At 65.7% G+C, this 21,731-nt stretch carries 16 protein-coding genes and 1 riboswitch; of the genes, 7 read left to right on the top strand and 9 right to left on the bottom strand.

Annotation, left to right across the window (positions count from 1 at the left end; genetic code table 11):
• Positions 1 to 162 precede the first annotated feature (162 nt).
• The gene (locus tag CAG22_RS25950; protein ID WP_085588743.1) at positions 163 to 720 is read left to right on the top strand and encodes a TetR/AcrR family transcriptional regulator; all 558 of its coding nucleotides are present in this window, start codon (positions 163 to 165) and stop codon (positions 718 to 720) included.
• Positions 721 to 910: 190 nt separating this feature from the next.
• Here CAG22_RS25950 and CAG22_RS25945 read toward each other — a convergent pair whose 3' ends face one another.
• From CAG22_RS25945 to CAG22_RS25920, 4 genes are all read right to left on the bottom strand, one after another.
• A complete protein-coding gene (locus tag CAG22_RS25945) occupies positions 911 to 2,311 on the bottom strand; it encodes an efflux transporter outer membrane subunit (protein WP_170929339.1) in 1,401 nt (466 codons plus the stop codon).
• On the bottom strand, positions 2,311 to 5,442 hold the full coding sequence (locus CAG22_RS25940; protein WP_085706453.1) for an efflux RND transporter permease subunit: 3,132 nt from the start codon (positions 5,440 to 5,442) through the stop codon (positions 2,311 to 2,313). The genes CAG22_RS25945 and CAG22_RS25940 overlap by 1 nt, the downstream gene beginning before the upstream one ends.
• 15 nt (positions 5,443 to 5,457) lie before the next feature.
• Positions 5,458 to 6,600: a MexC family multidrug efflux RND transporter periplasmic adaptor subunit gene (locus tag CAG22_RS25935; protein WP_085706452.1), complete on the bottom strand. Its 1,143-nt coding sequence runs from the start codon at positions 6,598 to 6,600 to the stop codon at positions 5,458 to 5,460.
• A 755-nt stretch (positions 6,601 to 7,355) separates the two neighbouring features.
• Positions 7,356 to 8,681: a sigma-54 dependent transcriptional regulator gene (locus tag CAG22_RS25920; RefSeq protein WP_085616883.1), complete on the bottom strand. Its 1,326-nt coding sequence runs from the start codon at positions 8,679 to 8,681 to the stop codon at positions 7,356 to 7,358.
• Positions 8,682 to 9,022: 341 nt separating this feature from the next.
• On the opposite strand from CAG22_RS25920, the gene CAG22_RS25915 reads away from it, so the two are divergent.
• Entirely contained in the window at positions 9,023 to 9,289 is a 267-nt protein-coding gene (locus tag CAG22_RS25915; protein ID WP_013972506.1) for a hypothetical protein, read from the top strand.
• A gap of 107 nt (positions 9,290 to 9,396) precedes the next feature.
• On the opposite strand, the gene CAG22_RS25910 is transcribed toward CAG22_RS25915, so the two are convergent.
• The 4 genes from CAG22_RS25910 to cobW form a co-directional block, all read right to left on the bottom strand.
• The gene (locus tag CAG22_RS25910; RefSeq protein WP_085588392.1) at positions 9,397 to 9,963 is read right to left on the bottom strand and encodes a VWA domain-containing protein; all 567 of its coding nucleotides are present in this window, start codon (positions 9,961 to 9,963) and stop codon (positions 9,397 to 9,399) included.
• Positions 9,964 to 10,064: 101 nt separating this feature from the next.
• Positions 10,065 to 11,087 carry an ATP-binding protein gene (locus CAG22_RS25905; RefSeq protein WP_085706450.1) on the bottom strand — a complete coding sequence of 341 codons (1,023 nt, stop codon included), beginning with the start codon at positions 11,085 to 11,087 and terminating at the stop codon, positions 10,065 to 10,067.
• A 1-nt stretch (position 11,088) separates the two neighbouring features.
• Positions 11,089 to 14,850, bottom strand: coding sequence for a cobaltochelatase subunit CobN (gene cobN, locus CAG22_RS25900; RefSeq protein WP_085706449.1), 3,762 nt, complete (start codon positions 14,848 to 14,850; stop codon positions 11,089 to 11,091).
• 3 nt (positions 14,851 to 14,853) lie between these two features.
• A complete protein-coding gene (gene cobW, locus CAG22_RS25895) occupies positions 14,854 to 15,921 on the bottom strand; it encodes a cobalamin biosynthesis protein CobW (RefSeq protein ID WP_085706448.1) in 1,068 nt (355 codons plus the stop codon).
• Positions 15,922 to 16,020: 99 nt separating this feature from the next.
• Positions 16,021 to 16,234: riboswitch (cobalamin riboswitch) on the bottom strand.
• 98 nt (positions 16,235 to 16,332) lie between these two features.
• Here cobW and CAG22_RS25890 point away from each other — a divergent pair.
• From CAG22_RS25890 to CAG22_RS25880, 3 genes are all read left to right on the top strand, one after another.
• Entirely contained in the window at positions 16,333 to 16,692 is a 360-nt protein-coding gene (locus CAG22_RS25890) for a hypothetical protein (protein ID WP_085706456.1), read from the top strand.
• A gap of 326 nt (positions 16,693 to 17,018) precedes the next feature.
• Positions 17,019 to 18,596: an ATP-binding cassette domain-containing protein gene (locus CAG22_RS25885; protein ID WP_085706447.1), complete on the top strand. Its 1,578-nt coding sequence runs from the start codon at positions 17,019 to 17,021 to the stop codon at positions 18,594 to 18,596.
• 136 nt (positions 18,597 to 18,732) lie between these two features.
• Positions 18,733 to 19,752, top strand: a complete 1,020-nt coding sequence (locus tag CAG22_RS25880; RefSeq protein ID WP_013972500.1) for a branched-chain amino acid aminotransferase — start codon at positions 18,733 to 18,735, stop codon at positions 19,750 to 19,752.
• Positions 19,753 to 19,970: 218 nt separating this feature from the next.
• Here CAG22_RS25880 and CAG22_RS25875 read toward each other — a convergent pair whose 3' ends face one another.
• Positions 19,971 to 20,399 (bottom strand): multidrug/biocide efflux PACE transporter, encoded by a 429-nt coding sequence (locus tag CAG22_RS25875; RefSeq protein WP_085588383.1) that lies wholly within the window; start codon positions 20,397 to 20,399, stop codon positions 19,971 to 19,973.
• Between the two features lie 92 nt (positions 20,400 to 20,491).
• Between CAG22_RS25875 and CAG22_RS25870 the strand changes: the two genes are divergently transcribed.
• Positions 20,492 to 21,346, top strand: coding sequence for a LysR family transcriptional regulator (locus CAG22_RS25870; protein ID WP_085588381.1), 855 nt, complete (start codon positions 20,492 to 20,494; stop codon positions 21,344 to 21,346).
• 181 nt (positions 21,347 to 21,527) lie between these two features.
• The coding region (locus CAG22_RS25865; RefSeq protein WP_139833458.1) for a hypothetical protein at positions 21,528 to 21,731 on the top strand (204 nt) is incomplete at its 3' end.

Raw genomic sequence — 21,731 nt, 5'->3', positions numbered from 1 at the left:
GGATCTCCACAGTCCTCCATGCCTGTGCAGTATCTGTGGGAGCGGGCATGCCCGCGAAGAGGCCCGCGACGACACAAAAAAGTCTCAAATGAGACCATCCCGCTTGATCCCCCTACCATTTCCTGCACAATGATTGGCATGCGAACCACGCGAGGCATGCAGATGCAACCCACCCCGCACGATGAACGCCTGCTCAAGGCCCTGGCCCACGCTATCGTGGTCCACCCCCGCGCCACCCTCAAGGAGCTGGCCGAAACCGCTGGCGTCAGCAAAGCCACCCTGCACCGTTTCTGCGGCACCCGCGACAACCTGGTGGCGATGCTCGAGAACCATGGTGAACAGGTGCTCAACCAGGTGATCGACAATGCCGCCTTGCACACGGCCGAACCCCTGGCCGCCGTGCGTCACCTGATTTCCGAGCACCTCAAGCACCGCGAGATGCTGGTGTTCCTGATGTTCCAGTACCGTCCCGACACCCTGCTGAACGACAACGAAGACCGCCGCTGGCTGGCCTACACCCAGGCGATGGATGCGTTTTTCCTGCGTGCGCAGCAGATGGGCGTGTTGCGCATCGACATCAGCGCGGCGGTGTTCACCGAGATGTTCATCACCCAGATCTACGGCATGGCCGATGCCGAGCGGCGTGGGCGTGCGGCCAGTGCCAATTCGGCGCAGGCGCTGGAGCAACTGTTCCTGCAGGGGGCACTGGCCAAGGTCTGAGGGTGGGGCTACTGGCCTTATCGCCGGCAAGCCAGCTCCCACCTCGACCGCGCTGCCCTCAAGGCCTGTGCAGTACCTGTGGGAGCTGGCTTGCCGGCGATTAGGCCGGTAGCCCTTACACAAAAAAAGGCCCCTGGGCACAAGTCCCAAGGGCCAAAGCGGTTGGATCACCCAACCAAAGGAGCCTTTCTCAGCCGCGCGCCGGCCATCCGCCGCCCAGGGCGCGGAACAGGTCCACCAGCGCCAGCTGCCGCTGCGTACTTGCCTCGATGTACGCCGCTTCGTTCACAAAATCGCTACGCTGCGCATCCAGGTAGCGCAGGTGGCTGTCTATCCCGCCTTCATAGCGCGCCTTGGCCAGGGCCACCGTTGCCCGGCTGGTATCGGCCAGGGCCCGACGGGCGATTTCCTCACGCCGCAAGGTATCGGTAGCCGCCAGGGCATCGGCCACCTCACGAAACGCCTGCTGGACTGCCCCCTCATAAGCCGCCACCGCCGAGTCCTTGCGCGCCTCGGCCAGGCTCAGCCCGGCCCGGTTGCGCCCGGCATCGAAGATTGGCAATGACAACTGCGGCATGAAGCTCCAGCTGCGCGAACCGCCATCGAACAGGCCGGATACCTGGGTACTCGACGTGCCAAAACTGCCGGTCAGGCTGATACGCGGGAAGAATGCCGCCCGCGCCGCGCCAATATCGGCATTGCGCGCCCGCAAGCGGTGCTCGGCGGCGAGGATGTCCGGGCGCCGTTCAAGCAGCGCCGACGGCGCGCCAGGGGCAATGTCCTGCAGCACGCTGGGCGCCGCCTGGCGTTCGGCCGGCAGGGCCTTGGTCGCCTCGCTGTTGCCCACCAGCAGCACCAGCGCGTTGTAGGCCTGGCGCTGTTGGCGCAGATTGCTCTCCAGCTCGGCACGGGACTGCTCGACCAGGCCGAGCGCCTCCTGATGGTCCAGCGCCGTGGCCGTACCGGCGGCGCGACGCTGGCCGATCAGGGCCAGCGAGTCCTCGCGGCTGGCCAGGGTCTGCCGGGTCAGGGCCAGGCGCCGCTCGCTGCCGTCCAGGCTCAGGTAGGCCTGGCTCACTTCGGCGATCAGGGCAATGCGCGCGGCGCGGCCAGCCTCTTCGGTGGCCAGGTACTGCTCCAGGGCCGCATCGCTCAGGCTCTTCACCCGGCCGAACAGGTCCACCTCGTACTCAGGCAACGACAGGCCGACCTGGTAGCTGCTGGCAACGCCTTCACGGCCATCGCCGGCCAGCCCGGCGGGCTGGTGCTGGCGGTTGGCGGAAGCCGCGGCGTTCACCCCCGGCACGCGGTCGGCACGCTGGATGCGGTACTGTGCACGCGCCTGGTCGATGTCCAGCAGGGTCTGGCGCAGCGAGCGGTTGTTGTCCAGCGCCGTGCTCACCAACTGACGCAACACCGGGTCGACGATGAACGCCTGCCAGCCCAGCTGGTCCACCTGTTGCCCGTGGCTGGCGGCATCGTTCCACTGGCTGGCGACTGGCGCCTCGGGGCGCTGGTAGGTCGGCACCAGGGAGCAGCCGCTGGCCAGCAACGCCAGGGCGAAGGGCACAAACAGATTACGCATGACCATCACTCCGGCACCTCGACGGCTTGGGCTTGTGGCGCTGGCTTGCGCTTGAGCAGCGACAGCACCCAGACAAAACAGATCGGTACGAACACCACACCCAGCAAGGTGGCGCTGAGCATGCCGCCGATAACCCCGGTGCCGATCGCCCGCTGGCTGGCCGCACCGGCACCGCTGGCGATGGCCAGGGGCACCACGCCGAGGATGAACGCCATGGAGGTCATCACGATCGGCCGGAAGCGCAGGCGTGCGGCCTCGATGGCGGCGTCACGCAGGCTGTAACCCTTCTCCCACAGTTCCTTGGCGAACTCGACGATCAGAATGGCGTTCTTCGCCGCCAGGCCGATGATGGTGATCAGGCCAACCTTGAAGTACACATCGTTGGGCATGCCGGTGACCATCACCGCCAGCACCGCACCCAGCGCGCCGATCGGTACGATGAGCATCACCGTCAGCGGGATCGCCCAGCTTTCGTACAACGCCACCAGCAGCAGGAACACCACCAGGATGGCCAGGGCGAACAGGCTGCCGGCCTGGCCGCTGGAGACCTTTTCCTGGTACGACAGGCCGGTCCAGGCGTAGCCGATCCCCGGCGGCAGCTCGCTGACCAGGCGCTCCATCTCGGCCATCGCCTGGCCAGTGCTGTAGCCTGGTGCGGCATCACCGGAAATCCGGATCGACGGGTAACCGTTGTAGCGTACGATCTGTACCGGCCCTTCCTCCCAGCGGGTGGTGACGAAGGCACTGAACGGCACCTGCTGGCCATCGGCATTCGGCGCGTACAGGCGCAGCACGCTTTCCGGGGTCATGCGCTCGCCCTGCTCGGCCTGCACCACCACCCGCTGTTGCCGGCCGGCGTTGGTGAAGTCGTTGATAACCGCCGAACCAAAGGCGGTGGCCAGGGTGTTGTTGATGGTCTCGAAGGTCACGCCCAGGGCGCGGGCCTTTTCCCGGTCGATGTCGACCCGCAGCTGCGGCGCCTCGGCCAGCCCTTCCATCATCGCGTAGAGGATGATCGGGTTGCCGTTGGCCTGGCCCAGGATCTGGTCGCGCGCTGCCAGCAAGGCCTCACGGCCCAGGCCGCCCCGGTCGAGCAGGCGCAGGGCGAAACCACCGGCGTTGCCCAGGCCATCGATCGGTGGCGGGTTTACCGCCATGATCGCGCCATCGCCGTAGCCGGCGAACTGCGCGTTGATCGCCTGGGTTTCGGCATCCACCGATTGCTCGGCGCCGCGCACCGACCAGTCCTTGTAGGTAGGGAACGCCAGCGCGGCGTTCTCGCCCATGCCGGAGAAGCTGAAGCCACTGACCATGAACGCCGAGGCCAGGGCTTCACGCGACATCAGGAACTGCTCCAGGGCCTGCCCGGTAGCATCGGTACGCACACGGCTGGCGCCCGGCGGCAGCTGCACGTCGACAATGGCATAGCCCTGGTCTTCCACCGGCACGAATGATTCCGGCAAACGCAGGTAGAAGTAGCCCAGCATCGCCAGGATGCCGGCGTACACCAGCATGTAGCGGCCGGCACGGCGCACCAGGGCATTGTTCATTACCGAGTAGCGCTCGGTCAGCCGCGCAAAGCCGCGGTTGAAGGCGCCGAAGAAGCCGCGTTTTTCATGGTGCCCAGGGGCCACCGGCTTGAGCAGCGTGGCGCACAGGGCCGGGGTGAAGGTAAGTGCGAGGAAGCCCGAGAACAGGATCGACACCGCCAGCGACAGGGAAAACTGCTGGTAGATCACCCCCACCGAACCCGACATGAACGCCAGTGGCATGAACACCGCCGACAGCACCAGGGTGATGCCGATGATCGCGCCAGACACCTGGCCCATGGCCTTGACCGTGGCATCGGCCGGCGACAGGCCCTCCTCGGCCATGATCCGCTCGACGTTCTCCACCACCACGATGGCGTCGTCGACCAGGATGCCGATGGCCAGCACCATGCCGAACATGGTCATCATGTTCACCGAGAAGCCCATCAGCTTCATCACCATCAGCGTGCCCAGCAGGCACACCGGCACCACGATCGACGGAATCAGCGTGTAGCGGATGTTCTGCAGGAACAGGAACATCACCAGGAACACCAGCACCATGGCTTCGAGCAGGGTGTGGATGACCTTTTCGATGGCCACGTCGACGAAGCGCGAGGTGTCGTAGGGCACCGAGTACTCGACGCCTTCGGGGAAGAACTCGCTCAACTCGGCCAGGCGCTGCTTTACCAGCTCGGCGGTTTTCAGCGCATTGGCGCCCGGTGCCAGCTGCACCGCACCGGCCACCGCAGGCTTGCCGTCCAGGCGGGAGGAGAAGTTGTAGCTTTCCATGCCCACTTCCAGGCGTGCGACATCGGCCAGGCGCACCAGCGAACCGTCCGGGTTGGCGCGCAGCACCACGCGGCCGAACGCCTGCGGGTCGTCCAGGGTGCCTTGCACCGCCAGGGTGGCGGTCAGCTCTTGCTGGCTGCTGCCGGGCGCACTGCCGAAGCTGCCAGCCGGCACCTGCACGTTCTGGCCACGGATGGCGTTGCTCACGTCATCAATCGACAGCCCGTAGCCGACCAGCTTCTGTGGGTCGACCCACACACGCATGGCAGCTTCCGACGAGAAGAACTGCAACTTGCCCACGCCCGGTACCCGGCGCAGCTCGTTGTTGATATTGCGAGCGGCATAGTCGCCCAGCGCCGTGGTATCGGCCTGGCCGGCGCCGTCCTTGTAGCTGAGGGCGTAGATGAGCAGGAAGCCGGCACTGGTCTGCTCGACCTGGATACCCTGGGTAATCACCGCCTGCGGCATGCGCGCCTCGGCCTTCTTCAGGCGGTTCTGCACATCGACCTGGGCCAGCTCCGGATCGGTGCCCGGTTCGAAGGTGACCACCACCTCGGCCATGCCGTTGGAGTTGTTGGTGGACTCGAAGTACAGCAGGTTCTTGGCGCCGTTGAGCGACTCTTCGATGATGCTGGTCACCGATTCCACCAGCACCTTGGCCGAAGCGCCCGGGTAGGTGGCGGTGATGGTGATCTGTGGCGGAGCCACGTTGGGGTACTGGGCCACCGGCAGCGTGGGAATTACCAGCAGGCCGGCCAGGGAAATGAACAACGCCACGACCCAGGCGAAGTTCGGCCGCTTGATGAAGAACTTGGACATCTCGTAACCCTCGCCTCAACGCGCCGCGGCTTGTTGCGCCGGGGCCGGTGCCACCGGCATGCCCGGGGCCAGGCCGGCAGGGCTGCCAACGATCACCTGGTCACCCGGGCGCAGGCCCTCGGTCACCTGCCAGCGGGCACCGTGCATGGCACCGGTGCGCACGCTGCGCGCCTCGGCAATCCCGCCAATGCTCACCAGCATCACCCGCGCTTCACCGTCGCTGCCGCGCTGGATGGCGCGCTGCGGGACGAGGATGGCTTGGTTGTCGGTGCCTTGCGGGGTGCGCACGCGCACGTACATGCCCGGCAGCAGGATGCCGTCGGCGTTGTCGAAGCGGCCACGCAGGGTGACCTGGCCGGTACCGCGGTCGACCGCGACGTCGGTGAACATCAGCGCACCCGGGCGCTCATAGTCAGTGCCTTCCACCTGGGCGGTCAGGGCCTGCTGGTCACCGGCCGCCAGCGCGCCGTCCTTCAGTGCCTGGCGCAGACGCAAGGCATCGGCGGCGGACTGGGTGAAATCGACGTAGATCGGGTCGAGCTGCTGGATACGCGCCATGAGCGTGGCGTCACCCTGCCCTACCAGTGCACCTTCGGTGACCAGTGCGCGGCCGATGCGGCCAGAGATCGGCGCCTTGACCGTGGCATAGCCCAGGTTCAGGCGCGCGGTCTCGACATCGGCCTGGGCCGAACGCACCGCGGCCTGGCCGCTGCGCAGCTCGGCGCTGGCGGTGTCGAAATCCTGCTGGCTGACCGCCTCGATTTTCACCAAGGGTTCGTAGCGGCGCACCCGCGCCTGGGCTTCGAGCATTACCGACCGGGCTTTGGCCAGGTCGGCTTCGGCGCGTGCCAGCGCGGCCTTGAATGGCGCAGGGTCGATCTGGAACAGCACATCGCCGGCCTTGACGTCGGCGCCCTCTTCAAAACGCTTGTGCAGGACGATGCCGGCCACCCGTGCGCGCACCTCGGCGACACGCATGGGTTCGACCCGGCCCGGCAGGGTTGCCGCCAGGGTCAGGGGTTCGCTGGCGACCGTCACGGTCTGCACCGGAAAGGCGCTTTGGGCCGCAGACGGCGGCGCTTCCGCTTCGCCGCAGCCGGCCAGCGCGACTGCTGCCGCCAGGCAGCTGGCCATTCCTATTGCACGCAAGTTGCTCATGATTCACCCGAGCTTTAGATGGAAAAACGGCCCGAATGATATTGGCGAAGGCAAAATGAGTCAATTTTGTCTCATTTGATACTTTGTTAATAATTGTGAAGCCTGTCCGGTGTAGGAGCGGCCTTGTGTCGCGATCGGGCGCGCAGCGGCCGCAATTCAGGCGCTGCCGTGTGTCCTGGAGATACGGGATGCAGGTTTGGCGGCCGCTTCGCGCCCGATCGCGACACAAGGCCGCTCCTACAGGGATCGCGCAGGGCTTAGGCTTGGCGCCATGCCTGTAGAGGACCTTGAAGCCTGCACGGTCAGTGTGGGAGCGGGTTTACCCGCGAACACCGGCGTAGCCGGTGCCATCCACCGCGGCGCCTGCTTCGCGGGCATGCCCGCTCCCACAGGGATCGCGCAAGGCCGCAGGGCTGGCGCCATGCCTGTAGAGGCAATGGCCTGAATCAAAGACCTTGAAGCCTGCACGGTCAGTGTGGGAGCGGGTTTACCCGCGAACACCGGCGTAGCCGGTGCCATTCACCGCAGCGCCTGCTTCGCGGGCATGCCCGCTCCCACAGGGATCGCGCAAGGTCCCGGGGCTGGCGCCAGGCCTGTAGTGGCAATGGCCTGAATCAAAGACCTTGAAGCCTGCACGGTTAGTGTGGGAGCGGGCATGCCCGCGAACACCGGCGTAGCCGGTGCCATCCTCCGCGGCGCCTGCTTCGCGGGCATGCCCGCTCCCACAGGGACCGCATGACCTTTTGCGCTGCTGCTCAGCGAATCTGATGCTTGTGCAGCAACCGATAGAAAGTCGGCCGCGATATACCTAGCACCTTGGCCGCCACGCTCAGGTTGTTACTATGCCGGCTGAGTACATCGCACAGCGCCTGGCGCTCGGCCCGGTGCTTGTACTCCTCCAGCGTACCCAGCGGTTGCTGCATCTGGTCAAGGGTCTGCAATCCCAGGTCCTGCGCCTCGATTTGCCGACCTTCGGCCAGCACCAACCCGCGCCGCACCCGGTTGGCCAACTCGCGGACATTGCCCGGCCAGTCATGCCGGCCCATGGCCGCCAAGGCATGGTCGCTGAACGAACGCGGTCGACGCCCGGTTTCCAGGCTGTAGAAATGGGCAAAATGACTGGCCAGCATCGACAGGTCGCCATGCCGGTCGCGCAAAGGCGCGGTCACTACCTGCAACACGTTCAGGCGGTAATACAGGTCTTCGCGAAAACGCCCTTGCTCGATGGCCCGTTCCAGGTCCACGTGGGTAGCCGCCAGCACCCGCACATCCACCGGGATCGGCTGGCTGCCCCCCACGCGTTCAATGTGCTTTTCCTGCAGAAAACGCAGCAGGTTGGCCTGCAACTCCAGCGGCAGGTCGCCAATTTCGTCGAGGAACAACGTGCCACCATGGGCCGCTTCGATGCGCCCGGCCTTGCGCTGATGAGCACCGGTGAAGGCGCCCTTCTCATGGCCGAACAGTTCCGACTGGATCAGGTGCTCGGGGATCGCCCCGCAGTTGATGGCAATGAACGGCTGCTCGCTGCGTTGCGACTGACGGTGCAGGGTGCGGGCCACCAGTTCCTTGCCGGTACCGCTTTCACCGCGGATCAGCACCGGCGATTCAGTAGGCGCCAGTTTGCCCAGCAGCTTGCGCAACTCGCGGATCGGGCGGCTGTCACCGAGCAGCTCGTGGCTGGTTTCATCCACCCTCGCCAGCCCTTTGCCACGCAGGCGCGCCATGCCGAAGGCCCGGCCCAGGGTGACCTGCACGCGGGAAACGTCGAACGGCAAGGTGTGGAAGTCGAAGAACCATTCACAAACGAAATCGCCGACGGCCGGCATGCGCAACTGTTCGGCGCTGAGCACGGCAATCCATTCGGTGTTGCTGCGCTTGATCAAGTCCTTGACCCCGTCCGGGCGCCTGAGGTGCGACGCCTGCAAGCGCAACAGGCCCACATCGCAAGGATGATCCAGCGCGGCACCGAGCATGCAGCTGTCCACATCCCAGCCTGCGCTGCGCAATCCAGGCAACAAACGGTGGCAGTCATCGCAGGGGTCGACGATGAGCAAACGGCGTTGGGCGGCAGGCTGCTGCATGACCGATCCTTGGCGCCAGTTTTCGGTTTTGTGAAATAAAACAGTAAGTTGTGGCGCCCGATTAACAGTAGCAACGAAGTTGACGGTTCCCAGTACCGTCTGTCTGCCGAATCATTTTTTTACAATCAGTGACGGGAATTTTCGCACTTTATCGACATCACATGGCGGCATGGGCAAGAACGGATTCGAACCTGGCAAATTTTTTTACAACCAATGTGTGACTCGCCCCCGGACAACGAGCATCAGTACACATAACCCCGCGCTGCACTTCGCGATAACCGAGGCGACTTTGAAGCAACGCGGACTTACCTGGATGTTTGGGACCATAGAGAGACCGAACCATGAATGCCCCGCTCCGTGTCAACGAAGCACTGCTGATTGCCGACCACGCCTTCGAACCTTTCCAGTGCGTAGCCTGGGATGCACCCAACGGTACTGGTGAACTGAGCCTGGCAGTGATCGACCGGACCAGCACCCGCATCGGCAGCAAGCAAGTGTCCTCGCGTATCTACTCCGACCCGGCCCAGTGGGCCAGCCTGATCGAGGAAGTGCGCGCCGAACTGTGCGAAAAAGGTTACGACCTGCAACCGTGGTCGATGCCGAAATAATATCGGCCGGCAAACCAAGTGCGTGCACCGCCACGCACTTGTACAACTTCCGGGTTGCTGTTCTGGCAACTTTTCTTATTGCGACATAGTGTCGCATCGATACTTTTTCAATCCACCAACCTGAACTGTTGCAGGTGCTGGTAATCAGCCTGAAGTTGTTGCGCCAGACGCTGCGCACGGCCCAGGCGCACTGGCGCCAGTTCCATATCCACCAGCAAAGTGGCACACGGCATTGGTTGCACGGCATTCCAGTGCTGCAGGCGACCGTCGGTAAACACCAGGCAGCGCAATGCTTCTTCAGGGTGGGCCCGTTGCCGCGCCTGCAACCAGTGCCGAGCCTGTTCCAGTGCTGCGATCAACGGCGTGCCGCCACCGGCACCCAAGGCTTGCAGCCAGGGTTGCAAAGCGGCCGAGGCCTTCAGGCCGTGGCGCTGCCACTGCGGCGTGCGCCCGCTGGCGGTAAGCAGGGCCAGCCGGGCACGCTGGCGGTAGGCCTGGTCGAACAGCGCCGCCAGCAGCCCTTTGGTTTGTGCCAACGCCTGGTGGCGGCGGGTCGAGGCCGACGCATCGACGATTATCAGCCACAGTTCTGCGGGCCTGCTCTGGCGTTGTTGCCAGCACAGGTCCTGGCGCTGGCGTGGCCGGCCCTTGAGCAGGGTCGGCAGCCAGGCCACCCGACCGGCCGTGGCACTGCGCGACCGCCCTCGGCTGGCACCGTACTGCTTGCCTGCGCCTGCTTTGGCATCCGCCCCTTTGGCAGGTGGCTGGGGGATGCTCAGGGCTTTTTTGCCCAGTTCGGCACCTCGCGGCGGGCGCCGCTGGCCACCGGCTGCGCCGCCATCGCGCCCCAGTCGCCCTGCCCGCCCTGTTCGCCAGGGTTGCCTGCGCCTTGCCGATCGGGTTGTTGCTCAGGCTGCGGCGGTGCTGCAGGGGGGTTGGCCTGGGGCGCAACGCGCCGGCGATGGCGCAAGGCGAACTCGGCCACTGCATCGACATCGGCCTCTTCGATGGCCTCGCCACCGCGCCAGGCACAGTGGGCGCGTGCGGCGCGCAGCCAGACCAGGTCGGCGCGCAGGCCGTCGACCCCGGCGGCGTAGCAGCGTTCGGTGATCCAGGCCAGCGCCTGGTCGTCCAGGGCAATGCCGGCCAGGGCCTGGCGCGCCACCTGGCAGCGCTCGCGCAATTGCGCCTGGGCCTCGGCCCATTGCGCGCAGAAGGCTTGCGGGTCGCTGTCGAAGGCCAGACGGCGGCGAATGATCTGCTGACGCGCCTCAGGCTCGGGCAAGCCTTCCAGGGCCACGTTGAGGCCAAAGCGGTCGAGCAACTGCGGGCGCAGTTCGCCCTCCTCCGGGTTCATGGTGCCGATCAGTACGAAGCGGGCACTGTGCCGGTGCGAGATGCCGTCGCGCTCGATGCGGTTGGTGCCACTGGCCGCCACATCGAGCAGCAGGTCGACCAGGGTATCGGGCAGCAGGTTGACCTCATCGACATACAGCACGCCGCCATCGGCCTGGGCCAGCACCCCCGGGGAAAACTGCGCCTTGCCCTGCCCCAGCGCGGCATCCAGGTCGAGAGTGCCGACCAACCGTTCTTCGCTGGCGCCCAGTGGCAGGGTGACGAACGGGCCCTCGCCGAGCAGGTCGGCCAGGCCACGGGCCAGGGTGCTCTTGGCCATGCCACGCGGCCCCTCGATCAGCACGCCGCCGATCTTCGGGTCGATGGCGGTCAGGCACAGCGCCAGTTTCAGGTCGTCGGCACCGACCACGGCTGCCAGTGGAAATTGCACGGGTTCACTCATTTCAAGCCTGTTCCTCGCCGTCGAGCAGTTGTTCCTCGAGGGCTTCGCGGTAGTCGCCAGGCGCCTGCCACAGGCCGCGCTGCTGGGCCTCCAGCAAACGCTCGGTAAGGTCGCGCAGGGCCTCGGGGTTGTGCTCGCGCATGAAGTCGCGGGTCGCCGGGTCGAGCACGTAGGCATCGGCCAGCGCCTGGTAATGATGGTCGTCGATCAGCTGCGTGGTGGCGTCGAAGGCGAACAGGTTGTCGACCGTCGCCGCCATCTCGAAGGCGCCTTTGTAGCCATGGCGCTTGACCCCGTCGATCCACTTCGGGTTCAGCGCCCGGGCGCGGATGACCCGGTTCAGCTCTTCCTTGAGGGTGCGGATGCGCGGCCGGTCGGCCTGGCTGTGGTCGCCGTGGTAACTGGCCACTGCCGCACCGGACAAGGTTTCCGACGCCGCCAGCATGCCACCCTGGAACTGGTAGTAGTCGTTGGAATCGAGCAGGTCGTGTTCGTGGTTGTCCTGGTTCTGCAGCACCGCCTGCACCTTGGCCAGGCGCTGGGCGAACTGGGCGCGGGCCGGGGTACCGTCGTCGCTGGTGCCGTAGGCATAGCCGCCGTGGTTGAGGTAGACCTCGGCCAGGTCGTCGCGGCTGTGCCACAGGCGCCCGTCGATGGCGTTCTGCACCCCGGCGCCGTAGGCCCCGGGCTTGGCACCGAACACCCGCCAGCCAGCCTGGCGCGCGGCCTGCTCGGCGTCCACGCCCTGCGCCTGCAGCGCGGCACGCTCGCTACGCACGCGGGCGGCCAGGGGGTTGAGATCGTCGGGTTCGTCCAGCGCGGCCACCGCCTGCACTGCGGCATCGAACAGGCGGATGAGGTTGCCGAAGGCATCACGGAAAAAGCCGGAAACGCGCAAGGTCACGTCCACCCGCGGGCGGTCGAGCAGGCTGAGCGGCAGGATCTCGAAATCGTCGACCCGCTGGCTGCCGGTGGCCCACACCGGTCGCACGCCCATCAGCGCCATGGCCTGGGCGATGTCGTCGCCACCGGTACGCATGGTTGCCGTGCCCCACACCGAAAGGCCGAGTTGGCGCAGGTGATCGCCGTGGTCCTGCAGGTGGCGTTCGAGGATCAGGTTGGCCGAGGCGAAGCCCAGGCGCCAGGCGGTGGTGGTGGGCAGGTTGCGCACGTCCACGGTATAGAAGTTGCGACCGGTGGGCAGCACGTCCAGGCGCCCACGGCTGGGCGCGCCACTGGGGCCGGCGGGCACGAAACGCCCGGCCAGCGCCGCCAGCAGGCCATTCATTTCGGCGCTGCCGCAGGCGTCCAGGCTGGGTGCCACCGCTTCGCGCAGCGCCTGCACCACATCGTGCACCGGCTGCCATTCGCTCTGGGCTGGTAACTGTGCTGTTCCGCCCAGCGCCTGGTCGATTACCTGCAGCGCCAACACTTCGAGGCGTTCGCGGGTATCGCCACAGGTGCGCCAGGGCTCGCTGCTCATGGCCTGCAACTGCTCGGGGCGTGCGCCCTGCCATGGCTGCCCGAGTTCGCAATCGAGCGGGTCGAAACCCGGCACCAGCGCCTTGGCCAAAGCCCGCAGCAGGCTGGCATTGCCACCGCGACCGTCGCCACGCTCGACCCGCAACAGCGCCAGCAGGGTATCCAGGCGCAGCCGCCCTTCCGGGGACTGGCCGAACACATGCAGGCCATCGCGAATCTGCGATTCCTTCAGGTCGCACAGGTAGGTGTCCAGGCGCGGCAGCCACACGGCGGCATCGTCTAGTTGGCCTTCCAGTTGCAGTTCGCGGTCGATGTGGTTGGCCTTGACCAGTTCGAGAATGTCGCGCTGCAACTCCCGGGCGCGCCGCGGGTCGAGCAGCTGTGCTTCGTAGAACTCGTCGGCCAATTGCTCCAGGTGGCGCAACGGGCCATAGGTTTCGGCACGGGTCAGCGGCGGCATCAGGTGGTCGATGATCACCGCCTGGGTGCGGCGCTTGGCCTGGGCACCCTCGCCCGGGTCGTTGACGATGAACGGGTAGATATTTGGCAGCGGGCCGAGCAAGGCGTCCGGCCAGCACTGCGCCGACAACCCGACGCCCTTGCCGGGCAGCCATTCGAGGTTGCCGTGCTTGCCGACGTGGATCACCGCGTCGGCGGCAAAGGCATGGCGCAGCCAGAAGTGAAACGCCAGGTAGCCGTGCGGCGGCACCAGGTCCGGGTCGTGGTACACCGCGCTGGGGTCAACCTGGTAGCCCCGCGCCGGCTGGATGCCGACGAAGGTCAAGCCAAAGCGCAGGCCGGCCACCATTAGCCGGCCACTGCGGTACATAAGGTCCTGCTGCGGTGGCCCCCAGCGCTCCAGCACGGCCTGGCGGTTGGCCTCGGGCAGGCGCTCGAAGGCGGCCTGGTAGTCGGCCAGGCTCAGGCTCTGCGCGCAGGGGCGCAGGTCCAGATGGTCGAGGTCGTTGGTCACGCCGCCGAGCAACTGGTGGATCAGTTGCGTACCGCTGCCCGGCAAGTCGGCCAGCGGATAGCCTTCGGCCTGCAGGGCCTTGAGGATGTTCAGCGCCGCCGCTGGGGTGTCCAGGCCAACGCCGTTGCCAATGCGGCCATCCCGGGTCGGGTAGTTGGCCAGCACCAGGGCCACGCGCTTTTGCGCATTCGGCAGGCGCGCCAGTTCGACCCAGCGGCGGGCCAGTTCGGCGACAAAGTCCATGCGCTCGGGGTGGGCGCGGTAGCAGACCACGTCGGACTGGCTGCGCTCGCTGCGCCAGGCCATGTCCTTGAAACTGACCGGGCGGGTGATGATGCGCCCGTCCAGTTCGGGCAGGGCAATGTGCATGGCCAGGTCACGTGCCCCCAGGCCCTGCTCGCTGGCTTCCCAGCCGGGCTGGTTGTCTTGCGCGCAGATGGCCTGCAGCACCGGGATGTCGCGACGGAACGGCCGCAGGTTGGGCCGTTCGGGGCTGGACAGGGCAAAGCCGGTGGTGTTGACCAGCACTTCGGCACCCACCTCGTCCAGCCAGGCTTCGACCTGCTCCAGGCAGGCGCTTTCCTTGAGGCTGGCCACGGCGATCGGCAATGGGTTGAGCCCGGCGGCCTGCAGGCGCTGGCAGAACACATCGATGAACGCGGTGTTGGCCGCCTGCAGGTGCGAGCGGTAGAACAGCAGTGGCGCCACCGGCTGTTCGGGATGCCACTGCGGGTACCAGTCCTCCAGCGTAGCGCTGCCCTTGGCCGGGTGATACACGGCGGTGCGCGGCAAAGGCTGCGGCTCGTCCCAGGCATAGTCGCGGCCCAGCCATTGGCTGGCCAGGCAGTTGAACAGGTTGATGGCGTTGGCCTTGCCGCCCTGGCGCAGGTAGTGCCAGAGGCGCTCGGCCTGCTCGCCGCTGACACTGCCCAGGCTGGTCAGCTCCGGGTCCGGGCGGTCGTCGCCCGGCACCAGGATCAGATGCACGCCACGGCCGGCCAGTTCGACCAGTTGCTCGACGCCATAGCGCCAGTAACCGACGCCGCCGTGCAGCGACACCAGGATGACTTTGGCATGGCGCAGCACCTGGTCGACGTACAGGTCGACCGAGGCATGGTTCTGTACCTGCATCGGGTTGGCCAGGCGAAGGCTGGGGTAATCCTCGGGCAATTGCTCGGCGGTATCGGCGAGCAATGCCAGGTGCGAATCGCCGCTGCAGAGAATCACCAGCTCGGCGGGCGTCTGGCCGAGGTCGGCAATGCTGTCATCCGGCACGAAGCCGCCGGGCTGGGTCCGCAGCAGGTGCATGGGTCAGGCGCCCAGTGCCTGGCGCAGGCGCGCTTCCAGCTGGGCGGCGTCGAGGTCCTGGCCGATCAGCACCAGGCGGGTGATGCGCGGCTCGTCGGCGCGCCAGGCGCGGTCGAAGTGCTTGTCGAAACGGGTGCCCACGCCTTGTACCAGCAGGCGCATCGGCTTGCCCGGGATGGCAGCGAAGCCTTTGGCGCGCAGGATGCCGAATTCCACCACCAGCTGGGTCAGGGCGTCGAGCAGCAGGCTTTCGTCGGCTTCGGGCAGGTCGATGGAGATGGAGTCGAAGGCGTCGTGGTCATGATCGTCATGGTCATCGCCGTCATGATGCGAATCGTGGTGGGTACGGCGGCCATCGATGTGCGCCTCGGACTCGGCGCCCACGCCCAGCAGCACCTCCAGCGGCAGCTTGCCGCTGCTGGCCTCGATCACCTTGACCGCCGGCGGCAGTTCTTCGGCCACCTCGGCGCGGACCTTGGCCAGGCCTTGGGCGTCGATCAGGTCGGCCTTGTTCAGCACCACCAGGTCGGCGCTGGCCAGCTGGTCGGCGAACAGTTCGTGCAGCGGCGACTCGTGGTCCAGGTTGGGGTCGAGCTTGCGCTGGGCATCGACCTGGTCCGGGTAGGCGGCGAAGGTACCGGCGGCCACCGCAGGGCTATCGACCACCGTGATCACCGCGTCGACGGTGCAGGCATTGCGGATTTCCGGCCACTGGAAGGCTTGCACCAGCGGTTTGGGCAGGGCCAGGCCGCTGGTTTCGATGAGGATATGGTCCAGGTCGCCACGGCGTGCCACCAGCTCGCGCATCACCGGGAAGAACTCTTCCTGCACCGTGCAGCACAGGCAGCCGTTGGCCAGCTCGTAGACGCGGCCGGTGGCTTCTTCTTCGGTGCAACCGATGCTGCACTGCTTGAGGATTTCGCCGTCAATGCCCAGTTCGCCGAACTCGTTGACGATCACCGCAATGCGGCGGCCCTGGGCGTTGTCGAGCATGTGGCGCAGCAAGGTAGTCTTGCCCGAGCCGAGGAAGCCGGTGACGATGGTGACGGGGAGCTTGGCCAGTGTTTTCATGTCGCATTGCCCTTGGCAGATTGGCGCGGGCATGCAGGACGACAGCCACGGGCCAGGCCGGCCGGGCTTGTTCGCCACCGGATCACCCCGCCCGGTTGAAAGTCGAAAACGTGACGAGGCAGGTCTCCTGGCTCGCACCGTTCCATGTGCCCGCTGGTGCAGCGGGCTGGCGGGATGACGCCTTCCCGCGCGCGGGCGCAGTGGCTGTGTCGATCCGTTGTCGGTGCTTACAGTTGCGGGGGCAGCCGCGGCTTGTACCGCGTTCCCGTCTTAGCTTCGGCCTGGCCGAAGAACCTCGAAGTGGCAAGGCTACGCAGTGGCTGGCGGGTGGTCAACCATTGCTGTCGGGCTGGCCGACAACAAGTGGCGCAACTGCGTTACAGTGGTGGCTTTGAGCAGCGAGGCCCCCCGGTGAAACCCCTGAACAAGCGCGATATGGCACGCCTGGAGCGTGAACTGGTGGTTTGCCTGACCGAAGCCTGCGAAACCGCCAAGGCGGAGATCATCGGTTTCAGCTGGCTTACCCATCGTCTGGCTCCCGAGGATTTTCCGGCCAGCCTGCGTATTACCTGGGTGTTCGAACGAGAGGCCGACAAGGCCGCCGCCGTGGCGGGCGACGCGAAGGTACGCATGCTGGCGCTGACCGGCCTGGCTTTGGAACAGGCCGGCATTCAGCTGGATCATCCGGCCTGGCATGTGCGGTTTGACAGTGAAGAGGCCTGCCAGCAGAGCCACGGGGGCGACTGGAGCAAGCGCTTGATGGGGCGCTGAACCAGGGGCATGCGCGGTCCTGGCTCTTGTAGGAGCGGCCTTGTGTCGCGATAGGGCTGCGAAGCAGCCCCAGCAATTTGTGCCTCTATGCTGAAACCCTGGGGCTGCTTCGCAGCCCTATCGCGACACAAGGCCGCTCCTACAGGGGCCGCGGCGCACTCGCGGAATCTGTTTTCCGGCGACAACGATGCCTCTATCCGTTAGGCTACGCATTCCCCTGTCACGAGGTGTTCGTCCAATGCGCCATTGATGCCGCCGTCCCTTCGACGGCCAGTCTTCAGCCTCCGGTTCGCTCCGGAGATGTCGCGGCATTTGTGGAGTTGTGCATGACGAACACGTCGATCCTGACGCTGGACAGCGTCTCCTTGGCCTTGCCTGACGGCAGGCTGTTATTTACCGACCTCAGCGAAACCTTCGACCAACGCCGCACCGGCCTGGTCGGGCGCAACGGTGTGGGCAAGAGCCTGCTCGGGCAGATACTTGCCGGCCAGCGCGAACCAAGCAGCGGCCAGTGTCGGCGCCTTGGGCGCATCCATCTTCTGGACCAGCAGGTGATCGAGCACAGCGCCACGGTCGCCGACCTGGCCCAGGTGGGCGCGGTGCTCGCTGCGCTGGAGCGCATCGAGCAAGGCAGCGTCGCACCCAGTGACTTCGACACCGTTGGCGAACGCTGGGATATCCGCGAGCAATTGCAGGGGCACCTGCAACGCCACGGCCTGGGCCAGCTCGACTGGCACCAGCCCGCCCACAGCCTGAGCGGTGGCCAGGCCATGCGCGTGGCGCTGGTCGGCGCCTGGCTCAGCGAAGCGGACTACCTGATCCTCGACGAACCGAGCAATCACCTGGACAGCGACGCCCGCGCCCAACTGCTGAGCATGATCGAAGCCTGGGACCGGGGCTTGCTGGTGATCAGCCATGATCGCAGCCTGCTCGCGCACATGACGCGCATCGTCGAATTGTCCAGCCTGGGCTTGCAGGCCTATGGCGGCAACTACAGCTTCTATTCGGCCCAGAAAGCCAGCCAGACGGCGCTGGCCCAACAGCAACTTGCCCGGCTGAAACAGGAGCAGCAACGCCAGGCGCGCGAACTGCAGCGCCAGCGCGAAGACCTGGAACGTCATCAGGCCCGCGCCGGGCGCAACGCCAGGCACGCCAACCAGGCCAAGATCCTGGTCGACCGCCAGCAGCAACGCAGCCAGGCCACTGCGGGCAAGCAGCGCCGCGACCATCGCGACGCCCGGCAGGCGCTGCAGGGCAAAGTGCGTGACGCCGCCCGCGAAGTCGAGCAGGACAGCGCCATTACCCTGCATGCACCCACGCCGCAGCGCCATCCGGGCCGCGAAGTGCTGGCCCTGCAGGCACTGCACCTGCCCCGCGGCACGCGCAAACCACTGAACCTGCGCTTGTGCCTGGGCCAGCGGGTGGGCCTGGTCGGCGCCAATGGCAGTGGCAAGTCCACCCTGCTCAGGCTGATCAACGGTGAGTTGCCAGCACCGCCCGACAGCCTGCGCCTCAGTGGTGAAACCGCCCTGCTCGACCAGCACTGCAGCGCATTACCAGGCCACACCAGCGTGCTCGACCACCTGCGCCAGGCAAACCCGACCCTGGCCCAGGGCGACTTGCGCAGCCGCCTGGCGCAACTGGGCCTGGATGCGGCCCGCATCGAACTGCCCAGCGGCCTGCTCAGCGGCGGTGAGCGGATGAAGGCGGCACTGGCCGCCGTGCTGTACCGCGAACGGCCGCTCGACCTGTTGCTGCTGGACGAACCGGGCAACCACCTGGACCTGCCGTCTCTGGCCGCACTGGAACACATGCTCGGGCAGTTTCGCGGGGCGCTGGTGGTGGCGTCCCACGACCAGGTACTGCTCGACCAGCTGGCGCTGGACGAGTACCTGCACCTGTAGAAGCCGCAATGAATGCATTGCAGGCTATCAATTCGTGACTGGCCGTTCCCGATCTGCCACGGATGTATTATGGTGGCGTGGTGCGCATATAACAGCAGCCCGAGCAATCGGGCACTTGCAAGACAATGAGGGTGTCATGAGCAACGAAAGCATTAATTGGGACAAGCTGGGTTTCGACTACATCAAGACCGACAAACGCTACCTGTCCGTATGGCGCAATGGCGAGTGGGACAAAGGCACCCTGACCGAAGACAACGTACTGCACATCAGTGAAGGCTCCACGGCCCTGCACTACGGCCAGCAGTGCTTCGAAGGCCTCAAGGCCTACCGTTGCAAGGACGGTTCGATCAACCTGTTCCGCCCGGACCAGAACGCCGCCCGCATGCAGCGCAGCTGCGCCCGCCTGCTGATGCCGCAGGTGCCGACCGATGTGTTCATCGAGGCGTGCAAGCAAGTGGTCAAGGCCAACGAGAAGTTCGTGCCACCGCATGGTAAAGGCGCCCTCTACCTGCGTCCGTTCGTGATCGGCACCGGTGACAACATTGGCGTGCGCACCGCCCCCGAGTTCATCTTCTCGATCTTCGCCATCCCGGTTGGCTCGTACTTCAAGGGCGGCATGAAGCCGCACAACTTCCAGATCTCCAGCTTCGACCGCGCAGCCCCACAAGGCACTGGCGCGGCCAAGGTCGGTGGCAACTACGCCGCCAGCCTGCAGCCGGGTGCAGAAGCGAAGAAAGCCAACTTCGCCGACGCCATCTACCTCGACCCGCTGACCCACACCAAGATCGAGGAAGTCGGCTCGGCCAACTTCTTCGGCATCACCGCCAACAACGAGTTCGTCACCCCGAAATCGGCTTCGGTGCTGCCAGGCATCACCCGCCTGTCGCTGATGGAACTGGCGCAATCGCGCCTGGGCCTGACCGTGATCGAAGGCGATGTGGAAATCAACAAGCTGGACCGCTTCATCGAAGCCGGCGCCTGCGGTACCGCTGCGGTGATCACCCCGATCGGCGGCATCGAGTACAACGGCAAGCTGCACGTGTTCCACGACCTGGAAAAGGTCGGCCCGGTTACCCAGAAGCTCTACAATGAGCTGACCGGTATCCAGAGCGGTGACGTGGAAGCACCGGCTGGCTGGATCGTCAAGGTTGCCTGAGGCGCTTTAACGGTTTGAAAAACGGGGTAGGCCAGCGATGGCATGCCCCGTTTTTTATTGGCTGATGGCACCGGCTGCGCCGGTGTTCGCGGCGAAAGCCGCTCCTGAAACCTGCACCGTCCCTGTAGGAGCGGCCTTGTGTCGCGAAAGGGCTGCGAAGCGGCCCCAGGATATCCGCACAATGCACAAATCGAGGGGCCGCGCAGGGCAGTTAGTTCTCATGCAAGGCGACGCTGCATCAGCAGGTGCCGGGCTTTGTCGAAGGCCCAGTTGTACAGCACGGTGTAGGGCAGGATGATCACGAAGAAGCCCAACTCCACCATGAACGCCTGCAGCAACGAAATCTCCAGCATCCACGCCGCCACCGGCAGGCACCACACCACCAGCCCGGCTTCGAAGCCCAGGCCGTGCACAAAGCGTGCGCTGGCCTTCCAGTGGATGCGTTCGACCCGCACGTAGCGATCGACCAACGCGTTGTAGACCATGTTCCACAGCATGGCGATCACCGACAGGGACACCGCCAGCGCCCCCGCCGTCGCCAGCGACTTGCCCATGATCCAGGACAACAGCGGCGCACACAGCAGCACGGCGAACACTTCATAACCGACGGCGTGAACCAGGCGTTCGGTGAAAGAGACGTTTTTCATTGCAAATTCCATCCATTGCGTGAGTCGTGCTTCCTATTTTCTTTGATAGAACTGATACTCGCGACATAGCTACCATCGGTTTTATCAATACCATGCGCTACTCACCCGAAGCTCTGGTCGCCTTTGTCGAAGCTGCATCGCTAGGTTCGTTTTCCGCTGCGGCGCGCAAGTTGCGCAAAAGCCAGTCCACCATCAGCATCGCCATCGCCAATTTCGAGGCCGATGTGGGTTGCCCGCTGTTCGAGCGTGGCGGTCGTCACCCCACGCTGAACGAGGCAGGGCGGCAGGTGCTGAGCCATGTCGAGGCGATTCTCGATGCCAGCGCCCAGCTCGATGCCCTGGCGGTGCGGTTGGCGGAAAACGTCGAGGCACTGGTCTCGGTGGTGATGTCGGACAGCTACAGCGTGACCTTCCAGGGCGCGGTGATGGCCCGCTTCGCCCAGCACTACCCGCATACCGAGCTGCGCTGCGGCCCCTCGGAAGATGCCGATGTGATCGAGCTGATCCAGCAGGGACTGGCACACGTCGGCATTCTTGCCACCCAGCCCAGCTACCCCGCTGACGTTGCCGTGGCACGCTTGCCCGAGCAGGCAGAGTTTGGGGTGTACGTGGCCAGCGGGCATCCGTTGGCGGCTTTGCCCCAGGTGCAGACGCAGCACCTGGAGAACGTCCGGCAGCTGTATATCAAGACCTATGCCCCCAGCTTGCACCACGGTCGTGGCCAGGCCTGGTCGGCACCGGACTACCTCACCCTGCTGGAGTTCGCCGTACGCGGGTTCGGCTGGGCCGAACTGCCCAGGGCACTGGTGGCGCGGTTTGGCAGTGGGCTGGTGGAGCTGCAGGTGGCCGGGTACCCGCGACGGGTTGACATGGACGTGGCCTGGTCGAGCCGGCGCGCGCTCGGGCCGGCGGGGCAGTGGCTGGTGCGGCAGATGTTGGGGCAATAGGCCTTTATCGCATTCAAGATCCTGGGGCTGCTGCGCAGCCCGTCGCGACGCAAGGCCGCTCCTACAGGGGCACTAAAGCGAAAAATCCTACAACGTTTTAGGAAGCCCATTGCTCCCCCGCGAAGGCGTTCCTCGCTAGTGTTTTGGCCGTTGCGTCAAATCACTGGAAAAGGAACTCCTGATGAGCATCAGCAAAGCCATCCACATCGCCATGCAGGAAGAGATCCCCAACACCTACGGCACCTGTAATGCCTGCGAACGCTCCGGCCTGCCAATTCTGCTGCTCCGCGAGGCCTACGCCCCGCGCCCGGATACAGGGCGCCCCTATCGCCTGGCAGACGATAGCGAAATCATCTTCCACCCGATGCACACCGACCAGTTGCGC

Origin of the sequence: Pseudomonas sp. B8(2017) (assembly GCF_002113575.1) — a bacterium.
Classification (GTDB): Bacteria; Pseudomonadota; Gammaproteobacteria; order Pseudomonadales; family Pseudomonadaceae; genus Aquipseudomonas; species Aquipseudomonas putida_Z.
Note: the sequence above shows the minus strand (reverse complement) of the source record. Positions and strands in the feature narration are given on the sequence as shown.

Excerpts from the sequence above, each read along its gene's own strand:
- CAG22_RS25920 (WP_085616883.1), bottom strand. The coding sequence starts at position 8,681 with ATGCAGCAGCCTGCCGCCCAACGCCGTTTGCTCATCGTCGACCCCTGC.
- CAG22_RS25880 (WP_013972500.1), top strand. The coding sequence starts at position 18,733 with ATGAGCAACGAAAGCATTAATTGGGACAAGCTGGGTTTCGACTACATC.
- CAG22_RS25945 (WP_170929339.1), bottom strand. The coding sequence starts at position 2,311 with ATGGTCATGCGTAATCTGTTTGTGCCCTTCGCCCTGGCGTTGCTGGCC.
- cobW (WP_085706448.1), bottom strand. The coding sequence starts at position 15,921 with ATGAAAACACTGGCCAAGCTCCCCGTCACCATCGTCACCGGCTTCCTC.
- CAG22_RS25940 (WP_085706453.1), bottom strand. The coding sequence starts at position 5,442 with ATGTCCAAGTTCTTCATCAAGCGGCCGAACTTCGCCTGGGTCGTGGCG.
- cobN (WP_085706449.1), bottom strand. The coding sequence starts at position 14,850 with ATGCACCTGCTGCGGACCCAGCCCGGCGGCTTCGTGCCGGATGACAGC.
- CAG22_RS25950 (WP_085588743.1), top strand. The coding sequence starts at position 163 with ATGCAACCCACCCCGCACGATGAACGCCTGCTCAAGGCCCTGGCCCAC.
- CAG22_RS25915 (WP_013972506.1), top strand. The coding sequence starts at position 9,023 with ATGAATGCCCCGCTCCGTGTCAACGAAGCACTGCTGATTGCCGACCAC.
- CAG22_RS25935 (WP_085706452.1), bottom strand. The coding sequence starts at position 6,600 with ATGAGCAACTTGCGTGCAATAGGAATGGCCAGCTGCCTGGCGGCAGCA.
- CAG22_RS25875 (WP_085588383.1), bottom strand. The coding sequence starts at position 20,399 with ATGAAAAACGTCTCTTTCACCGAACGCCTGGTTCACGCCGTCGGTTAT.
- CAG22_RS25870 (WP_085588381.1), top strand. The coding sequence starts at position 20,492 with ATGCGCTACTCACCCGAAGCTCTGGTCGCCTTTGTCGAAGCTGCATCG.
- CAG22_RS25905 (WP_085706450.1), bottom strand. The coding sequence starts at position 11,087 with ATGAGTGAACCCGTGCAATTTCCACTGGCAGCCGTGGTCGGTGCCGAC.
- CAG22_RS25885 (WP_085706447.1), top strand. The coding sequence starts at position 17,019 with ATGACGAACACGTCGATCCTGACGCTGGACAGCGTCTCCTTGGCCTTG.